Here is a 26,335-nt window from a genome sequence, read left to right as displayed (position 1 = left end):
TCCGAAAAGCGGACAAGGTCAAGAAACCGGGCAGCAAAAGGGGAGAAGACCATGCGTGAGTTTCGCGGCAAGACGGCATTCATCACCGGAGGGGGCAGCGGCATTGGCCTGGGCATGGCCCGCGCCGTCCTCGACCGGGGCATGAATGTGGTGGTTGCCGATCTGCTGGACAGCCACTTGACCGAGGCGCGCGAATTGCTCGGCTCCACCAATCGCCTGCATTGTATCAGGCTGGATGTTTCGGATCGCGCGGCAATGAAAGAAGCTGCAGAGGAAACCACGCGCATCTTCGGCAATGTCCACGTGCTGTGCAACAATGTGGGCGTCAGCCAGCGCAGCCCCATCGACGAGGCCGGCTATGAGGATTGGGACTATGTCCTGAACGTCAATCTGGGCGGGACGATCGCGGGCATCGTGGAATTCGTGCCCGGCATGAAGGCCCATGGCGAAGGCGGCCATGTGGTCAACACATCCTCCATGGCGGGGATGATCCCGGTGCCGCCTTTCGCAGGCGTCTATGCCGCTTCCAAATTCGCGGTACGCGGGCTGAGCGATTCCCTGCGGCTGGCGCTGGCGCCGTATAATATCGGCGTTTCCGTGCTGTGCCCCGGCATGGTGAAGACCCGTGCGATGACTGCAGGCGATGTCTATCGCCAGGCCCATGAAGGCGCCGGTGCCGATGAAAAACGCGACACGATCGAAGGCGGGATGGACCCGTTCGATCTGGGCAATGAAGTGGTGGACGCCATCGAGAACAACCGCCCCTACATCTTCCCGCATGGCGAATTCCGCGATGAAGTGGCCGGCTATTTCAACGATATGCTGGCAGCTTTTCCCGTAGAGTTTGAACTGGACGAACGCCGCCGCGCCAGCGAGGAACGCCGCGCAAAGATGACTGCAGAAGCCAAGGCCGTGGCTGACGCTCTGGGCCAGGCGGGCTGAGCGCCATGCAGGACGTAGCCGGAAAAGGCGCCTTCATCACCGGCGGCGCCAGCGGGATCGGTCTGGGAATGGCAATCGTGTTCGCCCGCGCGGGAATGAACGTGGTGATTGCCGATGTGCGGCAAGATCACCTCGACACCGCACAGGCCGAACTGGCCGAAGCGGGCCTTGCGGGCAAGGTCCACGGGCTGCTGCTCGATGTGACGGACCGCGATGCCTATGCCGCCGCCGCCGATGAGGTGGAACGGCTGATCGGCAAGCTGCACGTGCTGTGCAACAATGCCGGGATCGGCATCCTCAAGAGCCTTGGTTCCGCCACCTATGCCGATTGGGACTGGGCAGTGGACGTCAATCTCAACGGGGTGTTCAACGGCACCCACACGATGCTTCCGCGCATCCTAGCGCATGCTGAAGGGGGGCACATCGTCAACACCGCGTCCATGGCGGGTGTGCTGCAATACAGCCAGGCCGGCATGTATGTGGCGACCAAGTTCGCCGTGGTGGGCCTGTCCGAAGCATTGCGGGCGGAACTGGCCCCGCAGGGGATCGGCGTTTCCGCCTTCTGCCCCGGCGGCGTGCGCAGCAATATCCGCGAATATGAGAAGACCCGCCCTGCCCGCTTCGCCGCGCAGGATGAAGCGCCCAAGGGTCCGCCCCCGCGCTTCAACCTGAGCGATGAGGATCGCGAGCGCCTGTCGAAGCTGACCGCCAGCCCCGAAGAGGCGGGCGAGATCGTGCTGCAAGGCATTCGCGACAATGCGCTCTACATTTTTACCGCGCCGGAGTTCCGACCCGGCATCACCGACCGGTTCGAGGCCATGCTGCGAGCCATCGGCCATGACGAGGAGCGGGAGAAGACCGCGCTCGATCTCATTCCGGGGCTGGTCGGCAGCCCCATCTATCGCGAGGCACCCTAAGGCGCCCGCCACTTCTGGGGAGTAGCAAGAATGGCATTGAGAAAGTTTGCCGGCGCCGGTCTGGCGCTGGCCGTCGCGCTGGCGGCAACGGCAGCGGCCAGCCCGGCCGCCGCCGCGGATCAGGCGGCAAAGCCGTGGTACAAGAAGACGTGGAACGCGGCCAATGTGAAGCCCTGCGACCGGGACTGTCTGGTGAAGATCGGCGAGGCCTATCTCACCGCACTGCAGACCAAGGACATGAGCGCCCTGCCCTTTGCCGAACAGGTGATCGCCACCGAGAATACCGGCAAGATCCAGATGGGCACCGGCCTGTTCTGGCGCGCGAAGATGGAACCGACCGCCTTCAAGATCACCGTGGCCGATCCGGTGCAGGGCCAGATGGCCTTCCAGACGGTGATGAAGATCGACGGCCAGATCGCGATGATAGCCATCCGCATCCGGGTGGAACGCAACATGATCACCGAGGTCGAGCACTGGTACGATCGCAATGTCGCGCCCGAGGCAATGGAACTGCTGACCCATCCGCGCCCCACCCTGCTGGCCGATGTGCCGAAGGACAAGCAAATGAGCCGCGAATATCTGACCTATGCCGCCGAAAGCTATTTCGACGCGCTGACCGGGGAAGATGGCTCCATCGCGCCCTTTGCCGACGAATGCGTGCGGTACGAACAGGGCTATCAGACCGTGGCGAACAAGCAGCCAGGCCGCGCATCGCCCACGCCGAAGATGCCCGATCTCAACACCGAAATGGGCCGTTACTTCAGCAAGCTGTCGACCATGACCTGCAAGGAACAGATCGATATCGGCGTGTTCAACGGCATCAAGCGTATCTGGCCGCACCGCGCACTGGTGGTCGATCAGCAGAAGGGCCTGGTCGCGACCTTCCCCTTCTTCGTGCATGATGGCGTGCGCGATCAGGTGCCAGGCGGATTACAGCGCCCGCAAAGCGGCGCGGGCATGGTCCTAAACCTCACCACGATGGAAACCTTCGGCATTCGCGACGGGAAGATCTACGAAGTGGAAGCCTTTCCCTTCGTCACCATTCCCTATGGCACCAATGACGGATGGACCCACGCGGATCCAAACTGATGTGAAAGGTGTGCGCGGGCGGACACAGGAGGGCCGCCCGCCCGCGCTACACCCAGCGGCAAGCAAGCATCCTTACCCCAGCGGGTAGGATACCATCGTCTCCCCGCTGTCGGGCCGCGCCCGATGCTCGAAATAGAAACGGGTTACCGGCGGCTGCGATCCGCCATGGCACTCGCTCAGGAAATCGTCATATTCCTTGGCCTCCAGCGTGCGGCGCTGGCGCTGGCGCAGATATTCCGCCCAGCTGCGCACCTGGAACCTTTCCGCCCACAATTCCCCATTGGTCGCATCCTGCAGCAGAGTGACCTTCTGCGCCCCGTCACGCATGCGGATGCGCTGCCGCGCGGTTACGGCGGCGAGGAAATCGTCCAGCCTGGCGGGCGGCACGATATATTCGATCACCACCACCACGCCCACGCCTTCGGGCGCTTCGGGCAGGACATGCTCGTCCTCATGCGGGGCGGAGGTCAGCGCGCTGGAATGGACTTCCTCCACCGGCAGGCGCCAGGCCAGCAGCAGGGTGGAAACCAGCACACCGGCGCAGATCATGTAGGTCGGCCCGATGCCCACCCTTTCGCCGATATGGCCCCAGAACCACGCCCCCACCGTCATCCCGCCGAAGGTGAACATCTGATAGAGCGCCAGCGCACGGCCCGAGACCCAGCGCGGCACGTTCATCTGCACAGCCACATTGAAAGTGGACAGGCCCAGCACCATGCCCGCGCCCACCACGAACAGGGCAAGGCAGGTCAGCGGCAAATGGCGTGACAGGCCGATGCCCAACAGCGCGGCGGAAGTGACCGCGATGGAAATTCGGATCAGCCCTTCGGTGGCGAAGCGGTGCCGCATCCGCCCGAGCTGCGAGGCACCGGCAACGGCCCCCATGCCCATGCACCCCATCAGCACGCCGAACACGGTCGCCCCGTGGTGGAGCAGGTCGCGCGCAACCAGCGCCATCAGGGCAACGACGATGGAGGAACAGAAGCCGAAGCACATCGCCCGCACGATCACGCGGCGCACCGGCGTGGAATGGAGCGTATAGGTCACCCCGTCGCGCATCGCGGCGAAGACGGAATCCGCGTCCAGCCCCTGCCGCCGCTCCGGCCGCCAGGCCAGCAGCACCCCGATCAGTGCCAGATAGCTGACGGCATTGAGCGCGAAGTTCACCTTGCTGCCCACCATCGCCACCAGCACGCCGCCCAGTGCCGGGCCGACGGTGCGGGCGATGTTGAAGGCCATGGTATTCAGCCCCACGGCATGGGGCACCTTCTCACGCGGGACCAGATCGCCCACGGTCGATTGCCAGGCGGGCGCCATGATCGCCTGCCCCGATCCCACCATGAAGGTCAGCAGCAGCAGCAGGCCCGGCGTCACCAGCCCGGCAAAGGCCAGTGCCGCCAGCACGCCCGATGCCACCAGCATCAGGATCTGCGCGCCGAACAGCACCAGCCGCCGGTCCAGAATATCCGCCAGTGCCCCCGCCGGCAGCGAGAAGAGCAGGATCGGAAGAGTGGATAGCGCCGTGACCAGCGCCACCATTTCCGGCGAGGGGTTGAGCGAGGTCATCAACCACGCCGCCCCCACCTGCTGAAGCTGGCTGCCGATCGAACTGACGATGCTCGCGAGCCAGATCGCCAGGAACACCTTATGGCGCAGCGGCGACCATGTGCCCGGCCCCCGCGGCTGGGTTTTACTATTCGCCATGTAGCCCCGCTAAATTAAACAGGTGTGGGGTCTGCAGATCCGTGCCCGGAAGGTCAGGGGATCAGTGGCTCCAGCCCGGATCGGAGTGGTAGGGCACGCTGGTGCCGACCGCCTCGACCTGCTGGATCATCCCTTCCTTCAGCTTGAAGGCTTCAGCCAGAAGGATGCTGGACGGCTTGTTGAACATGCCGACATCCACCTTGCGGCCGTCGGGCGTCACCAGTTCCTTCTTGCAGCCGCAGTGATCGAACACGGCGAAGGCGAACACGGCCTGGCGCTCTTCATCCACGATGGGGAAGCGGCGGTCATGCACTTCGGTGACAACGCCATAGAGGCCGGTGGAGAACTGTTCCTTGCAGCCCATCCCGCCGATATCGATGCCGCCCATGCGGACGATGCCGGGATTGTTGCTGGTCAGCGTGCCGTTTTCCAGCCGGTCGCAATCTTCAGTGAAGGGATAATAGCCCTTGCCGTCATTGTTCTCGATGGCGTTGAAGTAATTGTTGGCCGCCGCGATCAATTCCTGGCGGCTGAGGCGCTTGCCGGCAGGCGGGCTGTCCAGCCACAGGTCCTTGGGCTTCTGCATCTTTTCCAGATAGCCATAGCCCGCATCGTTCCACGCCGGGCCTGCGCCCGTGCGATAGGTTACCAGTTCCACTTCGGTGATCTGGCCCAGATGCAGGCGCACGCGGGCACCCAGCGTCAGGCCGTGGCCGTTTTCATCCATGGTGGAAAACACGCCGAACTGGCCGGTGGCCGGATCGGCAAAGACATGGCGATAGGCGCCGACCTTGCTGGCCGTCTGCCACATGCCGTTGTTGAAGCCCATGGCCTGCCCGTTTTCCGTGTAGCGGGCATTCTTGGCCAGCGGCAGCTTCGAGGCATCGCGCGAGGCCAGTGCGTCGAGGAAGCGCCCGGCAAGGTCTTCCATGCAGGCCCGCTCGCACGGGATCGGGGCGTCCTTCGCCTGAGCCGCAGCGGGCGCTGCGGCTATGCCCAATATCAGGGCGGCAGCGGCAATCAGTTTCTTCAGCATTTCTCTCTCCCTCAGGCGACCCGCGCATCTTCTGCGTTCAGTCGCTCCACTTCTTTGCGGAAGGGCTTCAGGCCCAGCCAGGTGATTGCCAGTGCGGCAGGCAGGAACACAACATGCAGCAGCATGATGGACCAGCGCAGGTCATCGGGCGAAGTGAAGATATGGTCGGTAGTCAGGCCGGTCACGAAGGGCGCCATGCCCACGCCGACCACGGTGTAGATGAACAGGTACAGCGTCATCACCTGCCCGCGGATCTCATTGGGCGAGATGGCGAGCATTACGGCATTGAGCATCGGGCCGTTCATCCCCAGCGACAGGTAGGCAACCGAACTGAATGCCATCGCCAGTTCGGGCGTGGGCATCAGCGGCTGGAAGATCGCGAAGGGAATGGCGACGAGGCGGGTATAGAGGATCACGCGATAGGCCCCGGCCGGATCGCCCCGGTTCTGGAACCATTCCGCCCATTTCGCACCCAGATAGAGGCCCGCGAGCATGGCGACGATGGATACGACGCCGGAAACGATGCCATATTGCGTGGGCGACCAGCCATAGGTCCGTTCGAAGAAGGCTGCACCCCAGGCGCGCCCACCGGCATCCAGCGAGCCGATGGTCAGCCCCAGGAACATCGGCCCGAATACGGCGACATGCAGCCACAGATAGCTGATCGTCTTCTTGAAGCCGGCATTGCGGGTCTTCAGGCGCAGATTATGGCGCGGCGGTTCCTTCACCTTGATCAGCAGCAGCGAGATCAGCAGGCCCGGCAGGCCCAGCGCGAGCAGCACGACCTGCCATGGGCGCAATGTGCCGACAATCGGCAGATCGGGCGAGCCGAGGGTAGTGACCAGCCAGATCATCAGGCCGCCCAGCAGCAGCGACAGGCCACTGCCCGCCACCGATCCGATCTGCAAGGTGGAGACGGCGCGCGGCAATTTGTCGCGCGGGAAACAGTCCGCCACCATCGAATAGGCCGTCGGCCCGTTGACGGATTCGCCCGCCCCGACCACGACGCGCGCGATGAAGAGCTGGGCGAAGTTGGCGGCAAGGCCGGATGCGGCTGTGGCCAGGCTCCAGACGATCAGCCCGCCCGCGATGATCCATTTGCGCGTCCAGCGGTCAATATAGCGCGAGAAGGGCACGGCCACGAGGGCGTAGAAAATGGCCTGCGTCGGGCCGAGCAGCAGGCCTGCTTCGGCATCGGTCAGGTTGAAGTCCGCCTTGATCTGCTGGATCAGCAGGCCGAGGATATTCTGGTCGAGCATGGCGACGGTCGTGACCGTGGCCAGGACGCCGACGGTGAACCAGGCCTGCGCCGGTGGCGGATAGCCGGGGCCTGCGGCGGGGGTAGCAGCAGGACCAGCCCCTTCTGCCCCGCTCGCCCCCGGTTGAAACGAACTGCTGAAATCATCCCCGGCAACACTGCCCATCGGATCATCCTCTCAAGACTGGCGAAGGGAGGCAGGACCAGCCCTGCCTCCCCCTGTGTGGATTGCTCAGAATTCCTTGCGCAGGGTGAGCGACCATTCGCGAGGCCGCCCGACCGTGGCGCTGAGGAAGCCGAAGCTTTCCCGCTGATCGGTGATCGTGGTGAGGTAATATTCGTCGAACAGATTGGTGACGGCTGCCGCAATCGAGAAGCCGAGATCCTTGTTCGCATAGGTCAGGCGCAGGTTCACCAGCGCATAGGACGGCTGCACCGAGGAGGTCGCCAGGACATTGTTCGAATAGGCGATGTCCGAACGGTAGCTGACGTCCACGCGCGGGGTCAGCGTCTGGCTTTCGCTCAGATCCGCATCGTACTGGATGGCACCCGATAGGTTCCACTTGGGCACGCGGGTCTGCGGGCTGTCGAGGGTCAGACCCTGCGTGGCGGCCAGCAGTTCCTTGTAGCGGAAATCGGTATAGCCGACATTGCCGGAGATCATCAGGCCATCCGCCGGACGGGCCACCGCTTCCACTTCGAAGCCCTTGATTTCGGCATTGCCGACATTCTCGTTACAGAACACCGCACAGGCGCCGCCGCGATAGGCCGGATCGCGCACGGTACCCACGATCTTGTCGAACTCGGTCAGATAGGCCGCCGCATTGAGGCGCAGCATCCGGCCGAACAGGTTCGACTTGAAGCCGACTTCGTAGGACGTCACGTCTTCCGGTTCGAGGGCGAAGATACCGCTGGCACCGAACGGGCGGGCGTTGAAGGCCGAAGCCGTGAAGCCCGTGGAATAGGACGCATAGAGGTTCACATCGTCCGATGCTTCATAGGAGATCGAGAAGCGCGGATTGACGCGATCGTCGTGGTTCTTGCCGGTCGAAACGAAGTTCAGCACACTCAGGTTCGAAGGCGAATAATCGCGGTCGAACGTATAAGTCTTCTTTTCGTTCGAATAGCGCACGCCGGCAGACAGGGTCAGCCGCTCGACCGGGTGGAGGTCCACCGCGCCGAACACGGCCCAGCTCTTCAGCGTCGCCGTATCGTCGCTGAAGAAGTCCAGCCCGTTGGTGAAGCCTTCGGTCTGCACACGGGCCGGGTTGAGCGTCTCGGTATCGAGGTAATAGGCGCCGAGGGTGTAATCCAGCACATCGTTGAAGGTCGAACCCAGCAGGCGCAGTTCCTGGCTGAACTGGCGGTGGGTCAGGCCATTGCGGACTTCTTCCACCGGAATGGCCAGAAGGCTCTGGCCGAAATCGCCGGAATATTTGCGATAGGCAGTGATCGAGGTCAGGTGCAGGTTTTCGGCCAGATTGGCCTCGACCGTCAGCGAGCCGCCATAGGCTTCCATCGTGCCTTCCGGATCGTTGATCAGGCCGGTGCGCTGGTTGCCGTAGCGGGCATAGGTGCTGTAGCCGTCGGGCGATTCAAGCGAAGCGATGACCGCCTGCAGCTTTTCGGGCGTCGAAACGTCGAAGCCGTAATAGCTGGTGCCCAGCCCCTTCAGCCACTTGGCGAGGCCATTATTGTCCACCCCGCCGACGGGGATCGCGCCACCCGCAAGGCCGGTTTCCGGGTTGATGAGCGAAGACTGCGCATCGATGATAACTTCAGCCGAGCTTTCCGCCGTTTCATTGGTGTAATCGCCCGAGAGATAGACCTGCACGTCGCTGGTCGGTTCCCAGCCAAGCGTGCCGCGGAAGCTGTAGCTATGGCCGCCGCCCAGCGTGCCCACCTGGCAGCTGTCATTGTTGACCGGGCCGAGGCCGACGCCGCCAACCTGCGCATTGCCGTATTCCGGATGCTCGCACTTGTAGTCGAGCCGCTTGACGTGGCCTTCCTGGCCCTTGGCATTGGCCACCACGCGCAGGGCCAACTGATCGGTCAGCCCAAGATCATAGGCGCCGCGAAGCTGGTAACGCTCGCGGCTGCCACCGGTGACTTCGAAATAGCCGCTGTTATCGCCCTTGGGCTTCTTGGAGATCAGGCGCAGCGCACCGCCCACCGAGTTGCGGCCGAACAGGGTGCCCTGCGGGCCGCGCAGCACTTCCACACGCTCCAGGTCGAGCACGTCGAACACCGAACCATAGGTGGTCGCGTAATAAACATCGTCCACATAGAAGCCCACGCGCGGTTCGAAGGCGGTCAGGAAGTCCGCCTGGCCGAGGCCGCGAATGAAGGCCTGGTTGGTCTGCGCGCCATAGCCCGAACCGCCGCTGGTCATTTCCACGTTCGGCACCGAATTGGCGATGTCGAGCACGTTCTTGACGCTGCGCTGCTCCAGTTCCTCGCTGGTGACGGCCGAAATGGCGATCGGCACATCCTGCAGCGCCTGTTCGCGGAACTGCGCGGTCACGATGATTTCACGATTGGCCGGATTTTCGTCTGCGCCATCGTCCTGCGCTTGGGCTGCGACAGGCACCAGCAGGGCCGCTGCCAGGGCCGCGCAGCTTGCGCGGGTGGCGAATTGAATGGCGGCATACCGCCCGACACGCTTATCGGTTTTCATTATCTCTCTCCCCACAAATTCTGGTTCTTGCTTGTCCCCCCGGGCACCCATCTTCCTGCGCGTGCTCCGGAAAATTCACTTCAGACTGTCTGCATCACCCCCAGCGCCCCAGTTCTGGGCCCATCGTAGCAACGATGCGCATGTCGCCCGCCGCACTGGCCACTGCCGGACGGGCAGCTACACGGCCCAGCCATTCGGCAGCAGCTTCGGGCAGGTCGATCCCCAGTGCCGCGAACTGGGCCAGATGCGGATAGACGGCGATGTCGGCGACCGAATAGGCATCGCCCGCCAGCCATCCACCATCGGCGGCATCCTGCGCGACGCGATCCGCGGCCTTCTCCAGCGCCTTGTGCGCCGCTTCCACCTGCTCGTCGGAAAATCCGGCCAGCGCCTTGCGCCACAGGGCGGAGCGTTCCGGCGTCAAACGGTCAAGCCGGGGGCCTTCACCTGCCTTCCTCGCCCCGCCCAGGCGCGCCCAGCGTGCAATGGCGAGGTTTGGCGCGATATGCGTCTCCACATATTTGCCCCACTTGTGGACCGCATATCGCGCCTGAGGGTTCGGACCGCCGAGGGCGGGCTCGGCAAAAGCCTCGTCGAGGTAAAGCAGGATATGGAACGTGTCGGTCAGCGCCTGACCATCGGCCACCAGAACCGGCACCTGCCCTTCCGGATTGAGCGCCAGAAGCGCATCGGAATGGTTCTCGAACCGTGCCAGATCCAGCTCGTGCGAGGTGTAATCTAGCCCCTTTTCGGTTAGAGCGATCAGGACGGAAGCGGAATGGCCAGTCGGGCCGCCATGATACAACTCAATCATGCCACGTCCTCCACGCCCAGCAGGCGCCGGACATCGGCAGCCCTCTGCGTGATGAAGCCGCGCCCGGTGGCAAAGCCGCGCTGCAGCCTTTCGCGCGCATGGCAGCGGCGCAGCCACGCCATGATATGCGGGCGGCGCTGGTCGTTCACATCGTCGGGATAGGATTGCGGCAGGTGATAGAAGGTGGCCATCACATTGATGTCCGCCAGCGAGAAGTCTTCCCCCGCCAGATAGGGCGAGCAGGACAGCAGATCTTCGAACACATCGAAGCTTTCCGCCACGCGCCGGGTGGATTCATCCAGATCGGCCTGCGGGGTCTTGCCGAACATCAGCTTTTCCCAGGCGGCACGGCGTTCCGGCAGCGGGATCTTGTCGAGTTCGCGGCGCTTTTCTTCCTCGTCCACTTCCGCATAGCGCGGGGCGGCGAGCCGGTTGGAAGCCAGCATGGCGAGCGAAGGCGCCACGATATTATCCATGTATCGCATCACCTGGCGCATCTGCCAGCGCCACATGGGATCTGCCGGGCGCAGCGACGGGCCTTCGAAGGCATCGTCGATATATTCCATGGCCGGGGTCGATTCCGTCATCACGAATCCGTCATGCACGACGGCGGGAATCGTCCCGTCCGGATTGATTGCCAGAAAAGCCGGAGAAAACTGTTCCAGCTTGCCCATGTCGATATAGTGATGCGTAAAGGGAACGCGCTTTTCATGCAGGCAAAGCAATGGCTTGCCTGAATTTGCGTTGGGTTCCCAGGTATAAACCTCGAGCATCGCTTCTCCCTGTCCGCCCGTCTTTGCGGGCGATTTAACTGAAGCCTATCGGCGCATATTGATTCCGTCAATAAGCTAATTTTACAAAGTCAAAAAGGTACGCCCGGCCCTGGAGCCGGGCGTACTGCCAGCAGGAAGACGAGGGATCGGTGAGACGCCTTCCGCTGATCAAACAGATATTCGCACGCTGGTTCTTCTGCAGGCCGCCGCCCCTATTTCACGGTGCCGAGCGTCGATCCGTCCGGCAGGCGCACCCCGGCATAGCTGCCGCCCTTGCTGCCGTCGCGCAGCGGATGGACATAAAGCTTCACCTTGTCGCCCGGCTTCAGCGTGGTGCGCTTCCAGCCTTCGTTGATAAGGTTGTTGGGGCTGTTCATTTCGATCGCCCAAACCTCCCCCTTGCCCTTCACCGCCGCATTGGCTTCGATGAAGGAATGGGGATTCTGCCAGCGGAAACGCACGATGGTGGCATCCAGCACGACTGTCTTGGTCATGTCGAACATGGCGTAGGAATGATGGGCGGCCACAGGCGGCGCGACGAAGGCCGCAGCCAGCATAAGGGCGGCGAGGAGAGGGTGGGCTGCCTTGCGCATGGACTTGCTCCTCATCCTCAAAACACGTTCGCGGGCTTGCCGTCTTTCGGCAGGCCGGAATCGAGCACCTTGCCGTCGGCCTTCTTCAGGTCGAGGAACAGGCCGCCGGGCCTGCCGTCACGCAAGGGATTGACCCGCATGGTGATCTTGTCACCCGTCTTGAGCGAGACCCGGCTCCAGCCCTGCCGCTTGAGATTGTTCGGGCTGTTCAGCTCGATGCTCCAATGCGTGACCTTGCTGCCATTGGGCACGTCGATCTCGATGAAGGCGTGGGGGTTGGTCCATTGGAATTCGGACACGGTGCCCACCAGAGTCACCATCTTCTTCTGGTCGAACATTGCAAAGCTGTGGTGTGCCTGTGCGGTTCCCGCCAGGGCGAGAGGCGCTGCCATTCCCACCCCCAGACCGAGCCGCACCAGTTTCATGCCTAAACTCACAGAATACTCTCCCAATCGGCGGTTCGCCCGCTCGTGCATCTACCTAACGTCATCTTTTTGATTTCGTCAATAAGGTAATCGCACAGCTGCGATGAAGAGAGTGATGCGGCGGCAAGGGCCTGTCAGCGCGCGGCACCGGCCGCGATGGAAGCGCGGATCGTGCGAGCCCGCCCACGCATCCCAGGCGCATTGCCGGCCGCGCGGTTCCTTCGGATTTCCTCACGGCGTTACGTCCGGGCCCGCCGTCGGATGATGGGGTGTGTTTCTTTTCTTCGTCATTCCCGCGCAGGCGGGAACCGAGCAGCAACCGTCGAACTGGATTCCTGCCTGCGCGGGAATGACGAGAAGGGGGTTGAGCGCACCTGCCCCGCTCACCCACACCCGTTCATCCTGAGCTTGTCGAAGGACACGGGAAACACTCGCCCCACACCACTTCACAGCAAGCCCCGAGCGCAAACTTGATTGCACTCGGACCAAAGGTCAGCGCGTATCCTTCGACAAGCTCAGGCTGAGCGGGGGTTGGGAGGCTTCGCAAGGCAAGACGCATAAAGCGCTACATCCCCCCATAATCCCCAGCGCAAGCAGGGCCCCATAACGCAAGGCCGCCCCTACTCCGCCTCACCCTCCGCAGGCGTCTCCATCCCCGGCTTCTCGGTCATCCGCTGATCCAGTTCCGCATCCATCGCGGCAGCCTCGCTGGACAGCTTCTGCTCCTGCTCGGAATAGCGCTCGTCAAAGGCCTGTTCCTTGCAGCCTGCCAGCGCGGCGCAGAGCAGGCATAGCGTGGCAAGGCTGCGCATTTCAGTAATCCTTGCGGTATCTGATATTGACGTTCGACCCGCCGAAGCTGCCCATCTGGCTCAGCACGGAAAGGGCGGGCGTCAGGCTGATCTCGATCTGGGTGGCGGTATAGCCGCGCGTATCGGTCACGATCTCCACATAGATGTCGTTCGTGATGTACTGACCCAGCGCCACCGCCGTGCCGCGCCCATTGGCCTCGTCCGCGTCCAGAATGCGGATGCGGTCGATCCCCGATGCCGATTGCAGCACGCCCAGCGGGCTGAAGCCCCCTGCCCCGCGCAAGGCGTTGAGCGAGGATGCAAGCTGCACGGCCTGAATGGTGGACAATTCGCCGATGGAACTGCCGAACAGGATACGCGCCAGGATTTCGTCCTGCGGCAGCGACGGGGTGGAACTGAAAGTGACCTGCGGGTTCCCGGCCGATCCGGTGAGCGAGATTGCCACATCCACATCGTCGGCCTTGCCCTCCGCCGTCACCGACAGCGTTGGATTATAGGGATTGCCGTCATTGAAGCGGATGCGGCCGGACTGGAGGTCGAAGGTCCGCCCGGCAAAGCCCAGCGTGCCGCGCACAAGGTCTATCCCGCCGGTGATGCGCGGATTGCCCGTGGTGCCGCGCAGCTTGATGTCGGCCGACCATTCGGATTCCATCCCCATCCCGCTGACGAACACCCTTTCCGGCGCGACCACATCCACTTCCAGCCGCCAATTGGACGGCACGCCCGAAATCGCATCGGGCTTGGCCTTGGCCGCCACTGCCTGCGCCAGCGCCGCCTGCGCCTCGTCGGACTTGCGGCGGATGCCGGACAGGGTGCGCACTTCGGCCGCCCCTTCGCGCACGATGCGATAGCGGGTTTCGGGAAGGCGGATCGCGCCGCGGATCACTGCCGGATCGCCCGGATTATTGATGATAGCCAGCGTGCCGGTAGCGCGCGCCTCCATCCCCGGCGCATCGGCCACGCTGGCATTATCCAGCTTGAGGTCCAGCTGGAGCGGATAACCCTTCTCGCTCGACAGGCTGACGAAGCCGCTACCGCTGACCGTGCCCCCGCCCGCATTGGCGGACAATTCGGTCACTTCCAGCCGGTCATCCGTGAAAGTGCCGCGCAGCCGCATCTTGGTGAGGCGCGTGCCATAGGCATCGTTCACATAAGTGAGATCGTCCGCGCGGACCACGCCGGTCAGCGAAGGCGTCTGCGCCCTTCCGCTGAAATCCGCCGCCACGCCGATAACGCCGGTCAAATGCTGATCCGGCAGGGCCGCGAGCGAGAACAGCACGCTGGCCGGGCCGTTATAGCGAATGCCCCCGCCAAGGGGCGCCGCCATCAGCCGCGTGGTCCAGCTTCCGCTTTCCGGGCCGAGCGGCTTCAGATCGACATGCACCCGGCCGACATCGGTATCGTTACGCTGAACCAGCGCCCGCAACGTGCCGCCATCGGGCTGCAGCCTGCCCACTACGCGCAGATCGACCGGCTGGCTGATCGCGGCAAGGCTGGTGCGGGTAAATCGCTCCACCGTCAGGCGTGCATCGGCCTTGGGGAAGCCATCGCCCACCTGCGTGAAATCCACGCTGCCCGATGCCACGCCGCCCAGCCCCAGTTCGGGCATGACCGGGCGCAGCACGGCAAGGTCCACATCGTTGAGGCGCGCCTGCAGCTTCGTTTCTTCGCCATAGCTGCCCGCCAGCTGCACGCTGCCCTGCCGCAGGGCGAGCCGCGTGGGCAGCAATTCATAGGCGCCCTTGGCCAGCTTGATCCGCGCCGGATTCTCCGTGTGGAAGGCCACGCCGCCCGCACTGCCCCGCAGCGCCACGCGCCATTGTTCGGGCGCCATCTGGGCATTGGCGGCAATGTCGAATGGCGTGCCGCGATTACCCTTGGCCAGCAGCTTTGCCGTGCCGGCGCCGCCGCGATAGTCGATCTGTGCGCGCGCCCGTTCCAGCGCGAAGCCCTGCATCGCAAGGCCCGCCACCTGCACATCGGCCACTACATGGGGCTGATCCAGCAGGATGATATCCGCCTTGGCAATCGCGCGGGCGATGGAAAGCCGCGCCGGGCTGCCCAGCACGGCATTGCTGGCGGTGGCATCCACCAGCGCGCGCTGCGCCTCGCCTTCGGCGAGCAATTGCACCTGCCCGTCGATCCCCGAACCATTGGCCGCCAGCGTGCCGGTGAATGGCCCGTCAGCACTCTGTACGATCCTGCCAGACAGGTTCACGCCCGCGAAATTGCCGCGATTGATGTCGATGGTCAGCGGGCCAGTGCCGGACAGGATCGCCAGATCGGCATCGAACGGCCCGTAATCGCTTTCCCCCGTGGCCAGCAGGGCATAGCCGCTTTGCGTGCCCTTCAGTTCCGCGCGCAGATTGGCCAGGCCCACGCCCAGCCCCGGCCGCTCCGCCTTGACGATAGCCACCGGGCTGCCCAGCGTGCCACTGACATCCAGCGACAGCGGGCCATAACGGTCCGAAATGCCCGAACCGGCAAAGGCAATCGCGCCATCGGGCCTATAGGAACCCGCGCCATTCGCCATGCGAAATTCCGGCGCGGCAATCCGCAGTCCCGAAACCCGCGCCACGCCATCGGTGCCATAGGATATGTCGGCAGAAATCAGGCCGTTCCCGCCCAGAAAATCGCGGGCGGATTCATTGAATATCTCGCGGCTGCGCGCCGTGACCTTGCCCGCGATGCGGAAACCGTTGCCTTCGGTCTTGAGGTCCAGCGAACTCGACACGTCGAACCGGCCGACACCCGCCACGGCATAATTGCCTATCCGCCCGTTCAACGCTCCGGTGTAGAGGCCGGTGGAAACATCGGCCACCAACACAGCGGTCACGTCGATCCGGTCAGAGCGGATCTTGAGATTATCGGAAAGGATGCGCGGCCACTTCACCGCCAGATCGCCATCCAGCCGCACATTGGTGAGCAATTCGCCCGCCGCAGCATCAAGCCCGTCGATCATCCGCGCGCGGGCGTGGACAGGCACCTGTGCCTTATCCGCATCCACGCGGCCTTCGCCCTGCGCGGAAAGGCCGACAATCGCCGTATCGCCAAAGCCCAGCCGCGCGGCGTTGAGCGTATAGGCGATGCGCGGCGTGGCGAAAGCGCCGTCCAGCTTCAGGCTGGCGGCAACGCCCTGCCCCCGGAAATCGGGCGCGATGGCCGCGGGGCGCAGCAGGCGGAAATCCACTGCCAGATCTTCAAATCTGTTCTCTCCCAGATCGACGAGGCCATCGGCAGCCAGGTGAAAATTGGCATTGTCCAGCACACCCTTGAGATCGACCCGGCGCTGGTCCAGCCCGGCGGTAAGGTCGACCCTCGTGACGGGCTGGAACATGCTTGCGCCAGATGCGGGCAGCAGCAGGCCGGGGCTTGCCTCCCCCTTCACGCCGAAAGTGCCATCGCGCGCAGTGAGCGCCAGATCGGCGAGGCTGGCCTTGCCATAGGCGGCGGTCAGCGCGCCGTCCCATTTCGCCCAATCGCCCTTGCCGCCAAGCGAGGCCGTAAGCGCCTCTGCCCTGCCGGTCAGCCCGGCCACCAGCCCATTGGCCGGTGCATCGAGCTTTGCCGAAATGTTCAGCAGGTTCTTTTCCGGCACGGCGTCCAGCGACAGCACCAGCAGGTCTCCGCCAGCCAGCCCATCCCCGGCAAGCGCCTGCGCCCTCGCATCCACGATGGCCCGCCGGTCCGCGATCTGCACCTTGGCACTGATCGAGGCGACATGGCGCTGGCCGGTTATGACCGGGTCGATCTCGATCCGGGCAATCTCCAGCTTCGCCACATCTATGTCGAGATCGGGCAGCAGCGGCTCGTCGGACTTGACCTCCCGCAGCGCGGGCAGGCGCTTGACCTGCAGCAGCGGCACCGTGAGCGAGCCTATGTCCACATGGTTGGAGAGATAGGCGAAGGGCCGCCAGTCCATCGTCGCGTCCGGCGCGGAAACGAAGGTTCCCTGCGGGTCTCCCAGCGCCAGATCACGAACCTCAAGTTTACTGTAGATTGATCCGTCGAGCCGCCCGACATGGATCGTCATGCCGTTCTGGAACTCCAGCGCGTTGATCTGCCGCGCGATGAAGCGGTGCCCGCCTGCCGTATCGAGCCACCACAGCCCGCCGCCTGCCGCCAGCACGATCAGCGCCAGCAGGCCGGCGAGAATTCGCCACAGCGGCCAGTGGCGCCGCGCAGGAGCCTCATGCCCCTCTTCCGGCGACAGTGCCTCTTCGACCGCGATATCCACCTCGTCTGCCATCAGAAGGCCTGCCCGATGGAAACATAGACGGCGATGCGGGATTCGCCTTCCTTGCGGCCCAGCGGCGTCGCGACATCCAGACGCACAGGCCCGAAATTGGTGTAGAAACGCCCGCCGATGCCCGCGCCGAAGCGAATGTCGGAAAAGCCCGGCATGGAGCTTTCATAGACCTGCCCCCCATCGAGGAAGGCCACGACCCCGTAATCGCCGAAGCGATAGCGGGCCTCTACCGCGCCTTCCACCAGACTGCGCCCGCCCACGGGGTTCGCATCCGGGTCTTTCGGCCCCAGTTCCTGATAGCCGAAGCCGCGCACCGATCCGCCGCCGCCCGCATAATAGCGCCGCGATGGGGCCAGATCTTCTCGCCCCGTCCCCACGATGGAGCCAACGCGCACGCGGCCCGCCAGCACGAAATTGCCGAAGGAACGGTAAGCCGAACCCTCCACCATTCCGCGCGCGTAGATCTGGTTCTGATCGCCGCCGGAATATTCGGGCGAAAGCTTCAGATTAAGGCGGAAACCGCGCACCGGATCGAGCAGATCGTTGGTAGTATCGAAGCCCACCTGCCCCGGCAGGGCGGCGATGTAATAGGTCTGCCGCTCCCGCGCCTGACGGGCGAAGACATAGCTCTTTTCGTTACTCGCCAGCAGTTCGAAGCCATAGGAATAGGTCAGCTTCTTCTGCCAGATCGGCGTACTGTCATAGCTGATCCGCCCGGCCAGCCGCCCGGTATAGGCACTGTAGGCATCGTAATTGCTATGCAGCGCCGAAAGAGAGAGTTCCACCGTCCGGTCGCGCCGCCCGGCATTGGAACGGCGGAAAGTGGCGCTGGCGCCCTGTTCCTGCGTCCCTGCCAGCCCGCTGAGGATCAGCGCGCCTTCGGGCGGGAACAGGTTGCGGTGCGTCCAGCTGCCTTCCGCCCGCAGGCCCTGCCCGGTGCTGTAACCCCCGCTGAGCGAGATGGAACGCTGCGGCCCCCGGCTCTGACGTACGGCGAGATCGGCAAATTCCGTTCCCTCTCCCGCATCGCGCCCGGTCTGGCGCGGCTCCACCGCGACCACGGCGAACAGCCCGGTGGCAACCAGCGCATCGCGCAGATCGTCCAGCTTTTCAGAATTATAGAGGTCGCCCTTGTCGAACCGCGCAAGGACATAGAGGTGTTCCGCATCGAATACCGGATCGCCCTCCACGATCATTTCGCCAAAGCGCGAGCGCGGGCCGGGCGTTACCGGCAAGGTATAATCCCCGGTGCGCATTTCCTCATCCAGCAGAATGTCCCGCTGGCCCACTTCGGCAAAGGGATAGCCATTGCGTGGCAGGCCGATGGCAATGCCCGCCTCTGCCGCCAGCACATCTTCCGCCAGGATCGGATCGCCCGTCTTGAGCGGGAAATAACGGCGAATGAGGTTTTCCGGCTCCACCGGCGGGGCATCGAAGGCAATGGCGCCAAAGGCATATTGCGGCCCCGGCTGGACCGTCAGGATCGCAGTCGCCCTCCCCTCCCCGTCGGGCGGGGGCAGTTCGATCGCCGGTTCCACCACAGCGTCGAAATGGCCTGCGGCGGAAAGCACATCGGCCAGCAATTGCCGGTCAGCCGTGAGGCGCGAACTGAGCTGCGTGCCGGTCGCCGAATCCCCATCGCCATCGTCCAGCGCGGAAACGCTGCGGAATCGGGAACGGATTTCGCCTTCGGAAACGGTGCCTTGCACGCCGTCCAGCCCGTCGATCCGCCAGTCATAGCGCAGCTTGCGATCAAGGTCCGTATCCTCGCCCAAGGCCTTGGCGTCGACCGGTTCCAGATCGAATTCGGATAGCGGCGGCAGCGGTTCGTCGAGGCCGGAATCGAGCGGGATCGGCTCGCCCATATCGTCGATCATCGGCATGCGGGAGATCGCAGCTGCTTCGTCCGCAGCGGTTTTCTCGGCATCCTCGCGCACGCGCACCGGCATGGCGCCGGCCTTCAGCACGGCTTCTTCCTCAAGCCGTTCCTGCTCGGCCTCCCACGCCTCGATACTCTCGAGATCGCCGTCGAGCGGAGGAATCGCCTTGTCGAAATCCTCGTCAGAGACGATCGGCTTCGGCGCGGCTGCCTCGTCCTGGGCATGCACGGGCGGGCACAGGCCCACGGCCAGCGCAAGCCACGCCGCCGCGCACAGGCCGCGCGCCGCAGTTCCGGGCAGGATCAGGCCGGGGAAATTCCGGCCGGGAATAAGCACATATGTCTCCAGACAGACAAGCTGGAGAGACTAGTTCGCAGTTGCGACAAGAGAAAGGCCCCTTGTGGGAAGCCTACGGTGACACGTGCGTCGAGGCCGCCCAACGCCCCGCAAGTGGCTGACCGAACGGGGCAATTCACCGCGCGAATGCCCCGTTCCGGCATGAAGACGAGCCGTCAGACCGGCAGGCCGACGTAATTTTCGGCAATCGCGGTGCGCGCCGCGCGGCTGGAGGCGATGTAATCCAGTTCCGCCACCTGCATCGCCCGTTCGAACGGCCCATCCTGCGGGAAACGGTGCATCAGCATGGTCAGCGACCAGCTGAACCGCTCAGACTTCCACACGCGGGCCAGCGCCTTGTCCGAATAGCCGGAAATGGCATCGGGATCGTTGCGACGGAAGAAGCCGGTCAGCGCATCGGCGGCGTAGAGCACGTCACTGGCCGCAAGGTTCAGGCCCTTGGCGCCGGTGGGCGGCACGATATGCGCGGCATCGCCGCACAGCAGCAGGCTGCCGTAACGCATCGGCGCGAAGACAAAGGAGCGCAGCGGGGCGATGCTCTTTTCCAGCGCGGGGCCGCGCGTGATGCGCGATCCGGCATCGGGGCCAAGGCGGATCGTCAGCTCATCCCACAGCCGGTCGTCGCTCCATTCCTCGACCTTGTCGGTCAGCGGCACGTCCACGTAATAGCGGCTGCGCGTTTCGCTGCGCATGGAAGCCAGCGCAAAGCCGCGTTCGTGATTGGCGTAGATCAGTTCGTGATTGCAGGGCGGCACATCGGCCAGAATGCCCAGCCAGCCGAAGGGGTAGACCTTTTCGAACGCCTGCCCGGCACTGGCGGGCACGGCCTGGCGGCTCGGCCCATGGAACCCGTCGCACCCGGCAATGAATCGGCAGTCGATCCGCTGTGTGGCGCCGTCCCTGGTGTAAGTGACATAGGGCGCATCGCTGTCCACATCGTGCAGGGCAACGTCGCCCGCCTCGTAGATCACGTCCAGCCCGCGTTCGGCACTGGCTTCCATCAGATCGCGCGTCACTTCGGTCTGGCCATAGACGGTCACATGCTTGCCGGTGAGTTCTGCCAGATCGATGCGGATCAGGCGCTCGCCATCGGCAAGGTTGAAGCCGCCATGCACCAGCCCTTCGGCCTTGAGCCGGGCATCGAGGCCCAGCCGCGCCATGAGGTCCACCGTGACCGTTTCCAGCACGCCTGCGCGGATACGGCCGAGCACATAATCGCCGCTCTGGCGTTCCAGCACCACGCATTCAATGCCTTCCGCGCGCAGCAGATGGCCAAGCATCAGCCCCGCGGGGCCAGCGCCGATAATGCAAACCTGGGTCTTCATTGTCCTCACCCGACTGATTGAATGCGGCGATTTCGCCGGACGCGGGAAAAATTGGAAGGGACGCGGGCGACCCTTTCTGGTATTTTTCGGACATGGCACGCACGCCCACGCCCGTTCCGCATTACGCGCTCTACGGTGAGGACACCTCCCCGGATTTCGGCGACTATGTGCATTGCGAGACGATCGAGGCCCGCAGCCGCCTGTATGAATGGGAAATCGCGGCCCATCGCCACCTGTCGCTCTCGCAGGTGCTTTTCCTCGCTTCGGGCGGCGCGGACATATTGCTGGAAGGCAAGACGACACGTGCAACCGGGCCGCTGCTGGTCTTCGCGCCGCAAGGCTCCGTCCACGGCTTCCGCTTCACTGAAAATGCCGTTGGCTTCGTGCTGACGCTTTCGCGCGAGTTCCGCGTGGCGCTGGGCGAAGACGATCCGCTGGCCGCCTATCTGTCCGCCGCCGCTCTGGTGCCGCTGGACATTCGGGCCAAGCGGCGGCTGATGGTGCTGGGGCGGCAATTGCTGGAAGCGCAGCGCGACAGTGCCGGGCAAGGCCGCGCCCTGCTGGAACGGGCGCTGGCGGAAAGCTGGCTGCGCGTGGCCACGGCCCCGCTGGCCCAGCCCGAGACGCCCGGTCTTCCGCCCCAGCTCGCCCGCTTCCAGACGCTGGTGGAGCGCCATTTTCGCGAGCATCGCCCGCTATCCTATTATGCTGAGGAATTGGGATGCACGGAGCGGACATTGTCCCGCCTCACCCGAGCCGCATGGGGCATCACCCCCAGCGAGGCCCTGCACCGCCGCATCGCACTGGAAGCCCGCCGCGTGCTGCGCTTCACCAATGCAAGCTGCAGCGAAGTGGCCGAGGAACTGGGCTTCGAAGACCCATCCTATTTCTCGCGCTTCTACCACAGAATGACCGGACGCAGGCCGAGCGAGGAGAAGAGATAGCGCAGAATAGAAGAGGTGATGACAGACGCAGTTACTCGCCCTTCGTCATTCCCGCGAAGGCGGGAATCCAGTTTCAAAGGTTGCCGCTGAATTCCCGCCTTCGCGGGAATGACGAAAGTGGGGGCGCCACGCTCGAAATCAGCTCACTCCATCACCCAGACAAAAGCCGTCCCCCGCCCTTCGCCCATGGCGGCAAGCAATTCCGCCACCGGCTGCGGCGCATCACTGCCATGCTCGATCAGGCGAAAGTCCCGGCCCTGTTCGCGGGCGATACCTTGGGCGAGGACCATGCCGGAATAGCCGGTAACGCCCGCCAGCATGCGTCCGTCGGAAAGCCAGCCCGCACCCGTGCCATAGAACAGCCCTGCAAGGTCATTACCCTGTTCGGACAAGGGCAGCGCGCCCTTGCGTGCGTGACCTGCGGCAAGGCGTCCCGCGGGCAGCGTGGGGTCTGCAACGATGCCTGCCGCCGGGCCAGGCATGGCCAGAGCAACGCCCGGCACCAGTGCGGCACCTGCTGCGAGGGCCGCCCCGCCAAGGACTTGCCTGCGACTGGCGCGCATCATTTCTCCTCCGGATTGTTGCGAGTGAGATAGGCCGCAATCTGGCCGAGCTGCTCGTCGCTCACTTCCACCCGGGTGATCGCGGGCATGGAGCCGATGCCGTGGCGCACCACTGCTTCGACGTAGGACGGATCGAGATCCTTGCGGTTGGCGAGCATTGCATCGGCCTCGCCCAGACGGCGGGCCAGCATCATCGTGCCGGTGCCGACCTTGGCGTGGCACAGCGCACATTTCGCCTCGAACACCTTCTGGCCCGCGGCAACTCTGTCGTCGGGCGTCACGGCATAGGCGGTTCCGGCGGCAAGCGAGGCAAGCCCGGCAAATGCGATCAGACCCTTCATGCCGCGCCTCCCTTCAGCGCAGTGCCGATCCCGTTCTTGCCCGGCGCAATGATGCCGTTGGGATCGAGCATGGCCTTCAGCCGCTCGTTCAGGCGGAACAGGGCATGATTGTTGAAATCGAAGCCGCGCGCGATGCGGTCCATGAAATCCGGATGGGTGCGATATTCGGCATAGCCCATCTTCGCGGAATCCTCGATCAGCGTCTCGAACAGCTTCCTGGTCCGCGCGATCATGTCGGCATTGTCGCGGTCATAGATCAGCAGGTTCACATTGCTGATGTGGCGGCGGCCCATGGTGAAGCTCGTGTAGTAGTCCAGCCCCGCTTCCTCGAAGCGGGCCTTCATCCGCTTTGCCTGCGCGAGCGCAAGCGCGCCATCCGGAGGCATGACGGGGGAGAAGCCGACATGCCCGCCCCGGCCGCCGTGCCAGTTGACGATCTGCAGCGCCAGCACGCTGGGAATGCCCCGCGCCGATTTCTCGATCGGATCGCCCTTGCGCCATTCGGTGAATTCCAGCGCCTTGCCCAGCTTCGGCTCGATCATGTCGCGCAGCACCTGCATGTGGCTCTTCACAGTGCCTTCATAGCCGAACAGGCGCAGGGTGAAGCTCCACCAGCCGGAGCCGTAATGGTCGATGATCTTCTGGCTGACATCGTCGGGGATCGCGCCCGGCCCGTCATACCATTCGGAACGCTGGGAGAAGACCGAGGCATCGTGCAGGTAATTGCCGAAGACGATATTGTGCTGGATCACATCGCGGCGGCGCAGTTCGGCCAGCACATCCACTGCCCAGGAAATATCTTCGAACTTCGGCAGATTGATCGTCACCTTGGCGGACATTTCCGGCTCGGGCTGGAGCCAGACCCCAGCCTTGGTGACAATTCCGAAATTGGACTGGACGAACATCTGCGCCCAGTCAGGGCCGAAGCCGTGCTGGTAATGCTGCCAGGCCTTGCCGCCTTCCATGGCACCCATGCCGGTGCGGACAATCTCGCCATCGGGCAGGACGACCTCCAGCCCGCAGAGCATATCGGTATGATCGCCGAAGGGCGTGTAGCCGATTCCACGTTCCAGCGCATTTCCGATCACGCTGCCCCAGGCATTGCCGGGGACCGACATCCACAGCGGAATGTCGTTATCCTTGAGGTGATTGTAGAGATCGAAAAAGCCCACGCCCGGCTCGATCAGGGCATGGGCGAAATGCCCATCCGCCTCGATCCGGTTCATCCGGCTCATATCCAGCACCATTGTGCCGGGGATCGCCGGAGCAGCCGAACCATAGCCCAGGTTCTTGCCCCGCCCCACCGGCCAGAGCGGCACCTTGTGGCGATTGGCCAGACGCAGCAGGGCCTGCACTTCCTCCACGCTGGCCGGAGCCACAGCGGCGGAAGGCGCATGATTGTGCCCGTCGCCCAGCGCGTAAGCGTCCAGATAGGTCTCGCGGTCGCTATCGGTCGCCAGCACCCATTGATCGCCCACGACAGAGCGGAAATCCGCCAGGGCTGCATCGAAGGCGGCGGCGCTTATGCCCTTGGGCAGCACCAGTTCCATAAGCTCTCCCAACTTGCCCTTTTCAGGCATTCGCTTGTTACTTGGCTTTGCTCGCTTCCGCGGTAGCCCTGAGATAGGCCGCCACTGCGTCAATATCGGCGTCGCTCAACTCGCTCTTGCGGAACATCGGCATGGCGCCGAGGCCATTGCGGACGAACAGGCGGATCGTGTCACCGTCAAGATCGTCGCGCAGTTCCAGTTCGCCCGGCAATTCGCCCTGATAGCGCATGGCCAGCGCCATAGTGCCCGGCAGCATCGGCGCCCCGTCGTCCCCTGGCCCCGCCGCATGGCAGGGCGCGCATTGATGTTCGAAGATCGCGCGGCCGGGCAGGTCCGCCTTTACCAGATGCGGCGCGGCGGCCGGAGCGCGCGCGGCAGTTTGCGCGGTCTGCCCGCTTGCTCCGTCAGCTCCGAAGGCCGCCCATGCCAGCGGTGCCAGCGCAAGGGAGAGCGCCATGATTGCAAGCCGCCTCATTTACGGAACCTCCGGGGCCAGATGCCGCCGCGCCCGGGCGCGACGATCCCGTCAGGATCGATCGCGTCCTTCAACTGTTCGTGGAAACGGCGCAGTGCGTGGTTGTTGAAGCTGTAGGTAGCAGCCACGTCATCCTGATAGATCGGCGCGGCGCGGTAATCGCCCCAGCCATGTTCCGCAGCAACCGCCACGGCCTTCTTCATCGCGGCATGGACCTGCGCATTCAGCGCCGGATCGTCATGCTTCACCGAAGGCGCGAACACCATCTGGAAGGCATAGCTGTGCCAATAGAGCGGCGCGGTGGTGGCGTTGAAGAAACGCCCGGCCAGCGGGAATTCCCGCAAGCCGTCGCACATCACGCGCTGCATCTCGAACACGGCCTCCCCACTGCGCGGCAGGACGGGGAAGAAGCCCACATGCCCATTGCTGCTGACGATCCGCCAGATGCCAAGGCTCGGCACGCCAAGCGCACCATAACGGCGGATGCCGGTCTTGTAGGGCTGGGTCGTGTTAAGCAGCTGTTCCTCGGTAGCCGGCAGCGGGAAATGATCCCCGTTGATTGCCTTGGCGCCGGGAATATCAGCCAGGATGCGCTGCTTGGCATATTCCCAGTTTTCCTGCGTCGCGGCTTCAGGCCCGAAGAATTGCAGGTCCACCTGCCAGCTGGGCAGGCCCGCCTTGCTGGCGGCAGCGTCCATTTCCGCATCGGAAGGGCCTCCCTGCTTGGTGGCCAGAGCATAGAAGCTCTTGTCACCCATCAGCGCGGCCAGCGGGCTGCCATAGACCGCCTCCCCGATCAGCGAACTGTCGGACAGGAAGTTCACGTGCTCCACCAGCTTCACGAAATCGCGGCGACGCGGCACGGTGATCAGGCCGGTGCGATAATATTCGGGCAGCGGCATCAGGCGGAAGCCCATCTTGGTGACGATGCCGAAATTACCCTGCGCGAACAGGCCTGAGGGATCGGGACCGAAGCCGTATTTATATTCCTGCCAGCTTTGCGATCCCGGCAGCGCGCCCATGCCCGTGCGCATCACTTCACCATTGGGCAGGACAACCTCCATGCCGCAGCTGGCGCCGAAATGGTCACGGAACTGGGGCATGGTGTATCCGATGCCACGCTCCAGCGAATTGCCGATGGGGCTGCCCCAACCCGGATCGGGGCAATCGATCATCACCTTCAGGCCCTTGTCCTTGATGTGACGATAGAGGTCGAAATAGGAAACGCCCGGCTCCACCAGTGCGAAATGGCGTTTGTCGTCCACTTCCAGCACCCGGTTCATGCGCTTCAGGTCCAGCACCACGCTGCCGGTGACATTGGGCGAAGGCCCGCCGTAGCCGAAATTCTTGCCGGTCGAGATCGGGAAGAGCGGCACCTTGTAGCGTCCGGCAATTCGCACGATGGCCTGCACCTGCTCCACATCGGCGGGCGCGACAGCGGCAGAGGCATGGCGCTCTTCCGGCTGGTTCCACACGGGCGAGAAGCTGTCGCGATAGGGGCCGAGGTCGTCCTCGCTGGACCAGACCCAGTCGGCGCCCACCGCGCCGCGCAATTCCTCAAGGAAACGCGCGAAATTTGCGGCATCGAGATCGGGGGGAAGCACTGCCACC

General features: G+C 64.1%; 21 protein-coding genes. 4 read left to right on the top strand and 17 right to left on the bottom strand.

Annotation, left to right across the window (positions count from 1 at the left end):
- The first annotated feature begins 51 nt into the window (after positions 1-51).
- Genes SZ64_RS01645 through SZ64_RS01635 form a run of 3 tightly spaced genes read left to right on the top strand, consistent with a single transcriptional unit; the run spans position 52 to position 2,948 of the window.
- On the top strand, positions 52-942 hold the full coding sequence (locus tag SZ64_RS01645; RefSeq protein WP_054529236.1) for an SDR family NAD(P)-dependent oxidoreductase: 891 nt from the start codon (positions 52-54) through the stop codon (positions 940-942).
- Positions 943-947: 5 nt separating this feature from the next.
- Entirely contained in the window at positions 948-1,859 is a 912-nt protein-coding gene (locus tag SZ64_RS01640; protein WP_054529235.1) for an SDR family NAD(P)-dependent oxidoreductase, read from the top strand.
- A gap of 30 nt (positions 1,860-1,889) precedes the next feature.
- Complete coding sequence (locus tag SZ64_RS01635) at positions 1,890-2,948, top strand: hypothetical protein (RefSeq protein ID WP_054529234.1); 1,059 nt, start codon at positions 1,890-1,892, stop codon at positions 2,946-2,948.
- Between the two features lie 72 nt (positions 2,949-3,020).
- Here the strand turns inward: SZ64_RS01635 and SZ64_RS01630 are convergent, their stop codons facing one another.
- The 12 genes from SZ64_RS01630 to pobA all read right to left on the bottom strand — a co-directional run bounded on the left by SZ64_RS01630 (position 3,021) and on the right by pobA (position 20,851).
- The gene (locus tag SZ64_RS01630) at positions 3,021-4,652 is read right to left on the bottom strand and encodes an MFS transporter (protein WP_054529233.1); all 1,632 of its coding nucleotides are present in this window, start codon (positions 4,650-4,652) and stop codon (positions 3,021-3,023) included.
- 61 nt (positions 4,653-4,713) lie between these two features.
- Entirely contained in the window at positions 4,714-5,688 is a 975-nt protein-coding gene (locus tag SZ64_RS01625) for a hypothetical protein (protein WP_054529232.1), read from the bottom strand.
- Positions 5,689-5,699: 11 nt separating this feature from the next.
- Positions 5,700-7,112, bottom strand: coding sequence for an MFS transporter (locus SZ64_RS01620; protein WP_054529231.1), 1,413 nt, complete (start codon positions 7,110-7,112; stop codon positions 5,700-5,702).
- Positions 7,113-7,178: 66 nt separating this feature from the next.
- The gene (locus SZ64_RS01615; protein ID WP_054529230.1) at positions 7,179-9,623 is read right to left on the bottom strand and encodes a TonB-dependent receptor; all 2,445 of its coding nucleotides are present in this window, start codon (positions 9,621-9,623) and stop codon (positions 7,179-7,181) included.
- Positions 9,624-9,717: 94 nt separating this feature from the next.
- Positions 9,718-10,437, bottom strand: coding sequence for a glutathione S-transferase family protein (locus SZ64_RS01610; protein ID WP_082384387.1), 720 nt, complete (start codon positions 10,435-10,437; stop codon positions 9,718-9,720).
- Positions 10,434-11,210, bottom strand: a complete 777-nt coding sequence (locus tag SZ64_RS01605) for a glutathione S-transferase family protein (protein ID WP_054529228.1) — start codon at positions 11,208-11,210, stop codon at positions 10,434-10,436. The genes SZ64_RS01610 and SZ64_RS01605 overlap by 4 nt, the downstream gene beginning before the upstream one ends.
- 212 nt (positions 11,211-11,422) lie before the next feature.
- Positions 11,423-11,803, bottom strand: a complete 381-nt coding sequence (locus SZ64_RS01600; RefSeq protein WP_156313423.1) for a DUF6152 family protein — start codon at positions 11,801-11,803, stop codon at positions 11,423-11,425.
- A 17-nt stretch (positions 11,804-11,820) separates the two neighbouring features.
- Positions 11,821-12,195, bottom strand: coding sequence for a DUF6152 family protein (locus SZ64_RS01595; protein WP_156313421.1), 375 nt, complete (start codon positions 12,193-12,195; stop codon positions 11,821-11,823).
- Between the two features lie 653 nt (positions 12,196-12,848).
- Positions 12,849-13,040, bottom strand: a complete 192-nt coding sequence (locus tag SZ64_RS01590; protein WP_054529225.1) for a hypothetical protein — start codon at positions 13,038-13,040, stop codon at positions 12,849-12,851.
- 1 nt (position 13,041) lies between these two features.
- Complete coding sequence (locus SZ64_RS01585) at positions 13,042-17,289, bottom strand: translocation/assembly module TamB domain-containing protein (RefSeq protein WP_054529224.1); 4,248 nt, start codon at positions 17,287-17,289, stop codon at positions 13,042-13,044.
- Entirely contained in the window at positions 17,289-19,505 is a 2,217-nt protein-coding gene (locus SZ64_RS01580) for a BamA/TamA family outer membrane protein (RefSeq protein ID WP_241772959.1), read from the bottom strand. The genes SZ64_RS01585 and SZ64_RS01580 overlap by 1 nt, the downstream gene beginning before the upstream one ends.
- Positions 19,506-19,681: 176 nt before the next feature.
- The gene (pobA, locus tag SZ64_RS01575) at positions 19,682-20,851 is read right to left on the bottom strand and encodes a 4-hydroxybenzoate 3-monooxygenase (protein WP_054529223.1); all 1,170 of its coding nucleotides are present in this window, start codon (positions 20,849-20,851) and stop codon (positions 19,682-19,684) included.
- Positions 20,852-20,943: 92 nt separating this feature from the next.
- On the opposite strand from pobA, the gene SZ64_RS01570 reads away from it, so the two are divergent.
- Positions 20,944-21,795, top strand: coding sequence for a helix-turn-helix domain-containing protein (locus tag SZ64_RS01570; RefSeq protein WP_156313419.1), 852 nt, complete (start codon positions 20,944-20,946; stop codon positions 21,793-21,795).
- A 143-nt stretch (positions 21,796-21,938) separates the two neighbouring features.
- Here the strand turns inward: SZ64_RS01570 and SZ64_RS01565 are convergent, their stop codons facing one another.
- The 5 genes from SZ64_RS01565 to SZ64_RS01545 are packed head-to-tail and all read right to left on the bottom strand — an operon-like array spanning position 21,939 to position 26,334.
- The gene (locus tag SZ64_RS01565; RefSeq protein WP_156313417.1) at positions 21,939-22,361 is read right to left on the bottom strand and encodes a hypothetical protein; all 423 of its coding nucleotides are present in this window, start codon (positions 22,359-22,361) and stop codon (positions 21,939-21,941) included.
- Complete coding sequence (locus SZ64_RS01560) at positions 22,358-22,699, bottom strand: cytochrome c (protein WP_054529220.1); 342 nt, start codon at positions 22,697-22,699, stop codon at positions 22,358-22,360. Before SZ64_RS01560 ends, SZ64_RS01565 begins: the two co-directional genes overlap by 4 nt.
- Positions 22,696-24,279, bottom strand: coding sequence for an FAD-binding oxidoreductase (locus SZ64_RS01555; protein WP_241772958.1), 1,584 nt, complete (start codon positions 24,277-24,279; stop codon positions 22,696-22,698). Before SZ64_RS01555 ends, SZ64_RS01560 begins: the two co-directional genes overlap by 4 nt.
- Before the next feature lie 7 nt (positions 24,280-24,286).
- A complete protein-coding gene (locus SZ64_RS18110; RefSeq protein WP_199797063.1) occupies positions 24,287-24,724 on the bottom strand; it encodes a cytochrome c in 438 nt (145 codons plus the stop codon).
- A complete protein-coding gene (locus SZ64_RS01545; RefSeq protein ID WP_054529218.1) occupies positions 24,721-26,334 on the bottom strand; it encodes an FAD-binding oxidoreductase in 1,614 nt (537 codons plus the stop codon). Before SZ64_RS01545 ends, SZ64_RS18110 begins: the two co-directional genes overlap by 4 nt.
- Between the last annotated feature and the right edge of the window lies 1 nt (position 26,335).

This window comes from Erythrobacter sp. SG61-1L (assembly GCF_001305965.1).
GTDB lineage: Bacteria > Pseudomonadota > Alphaproteobacteria > Sphingomonadales > Sphingomonadaceae > Andeanibacterium.
Note: the sequence above shows the minus strand (reverse complement) of the source record. Positions and strands in the feature narration are given on the sequence as shown.

Coding starts and splice junctions, on each gene's coding strand:
- SZ64_RS01645 (WP_054529236.1), top strand. CDS start 52: ATGCGTGAGTTTCGCGGCAAGACGGCATTCATCACCGGAGGGGGCAGC.
- SZ64_RS01640 (WP_054529235.1), top strand. CDS start 948: ATGCAGGACGTAGCCGGAAAAGGCGCCTTCATCACCGGCGGCGCCAGC.
- SZ64_RS01635 (WP_054529234.1), top strand. CDS start 1,890: ATGGCATTGAGAAAGTTTGCCGGCGCCGGTCTGGCGCTGGCCGTCGCG.
- SZ64_RS01630 (WP_054529233.1), bottom strand. CDS start 4,652: ATGGCGAATAGTAAAACCCAGCCGCGGGGGCCGGGCACATGGTCGCCG.
- SZ64_RS01625 (WP_054529232.1), bottom strand. CDS start 5,688: ATGCTGAAGAAACTGATTGCCGCTGCCGCCCTGATATTGGGCATAGCC.
- SZ64_RS01620 (WP_054529231.1), bottom strand. CDS start 7,112: ATGGGCAGTGTTGCCGGGGATGATTTCAGCAGTTCGTTTCAACCGGGG.
- SZ64_RS01615 (WP_054529230.1), bottom strand. CDS start 9,623: ATGAAAACCGATAAGCGTGTCGGGCGGTATGCCGCCATTCAATTCGCC.
- SZ64_RS01610 (WP_082384387.1), bottom strand. CDS start 10,437: ATGATTGAGTTGTATCATGGCGGCCCGACTGGCCATTCCGCTTCCGTC.
- SZ64_RS01605 (WP_054529228.1), bottom strand. CDS start 11,210: ATGCTCGAGGTTTATACCTGGGAACCCAACGCAAATTCAGGCAAGCCA.
- SZ64_RS01600 (WP_156313423.1), bottom strand. CDS start 11,803: ATGCGCAAGGCAGCCCACCCTCTCCTCGCCGCCCTTATGCTGGCTGCG.
- SZ64_RS01595 (WP_156313421.1), bottom strand. CDS start 12,195: ATGGCAGCGCCTCTCGCCCTGGCGGGAACCGCACAGGCACACCACAGC.
- SZ64_RS01590 (WP_054529225.1), bottom strand. CDS start 13,040: ATGCGCAGCCTTGCCACGCTATGCCTGCTCTGCGCCGCGCTGGCAGGC.
- SZ64_RS01585 (WP_054529224.1), bottom strand. CDS start 17,289: ATGGCAGACGAGGTGGATATCGCGGTCGAAGAGGCACTGTCGCCGGAA.
- pobA (WP_054529223.1), bottom strand. CDS start 20,851: ATGAAGACCCAGGTTTGCATTATCGGCGCTGGCCCCGCGGGGCTGATG.
- SZ64_RS01570 (WP_156313419.1), top strand. CDS start 20,944: ATGGCACGCACGCCCACGCCCGTTCCGCATTACGCGCTCTACGGTGAG.
- SZ64_RS01565 (WP_156313417.1), bottom strand. CDS start 22,361: ATGATGCGCGCCAGTCGCAGGCAAGTCCTTGGCGGGGCGGCCCTCGCA.
- SZ64_RS01560 (WP_054529220.1), bottom strand. CDS start 22,699: ATGAAGGGTCTGATCGCATTTGCCGGGCTTGCCTCGCTTGCCGCCGGA.
- SZ64_RS01555 (WP_241772958.1), bottom strand. CDS start 24,279: ATGCCTGAAAAGGGCAAGTTGGGAGAGCTTATGGAACTGGTGCTGCCC.
- SZ64_RS18110 (WP_199797063.1), bottom strand. CDS start 24,724: ATGAGGCGGCTTGCAATCATGGCGCTCTCCCTTGCGCTGGCACCGCTG.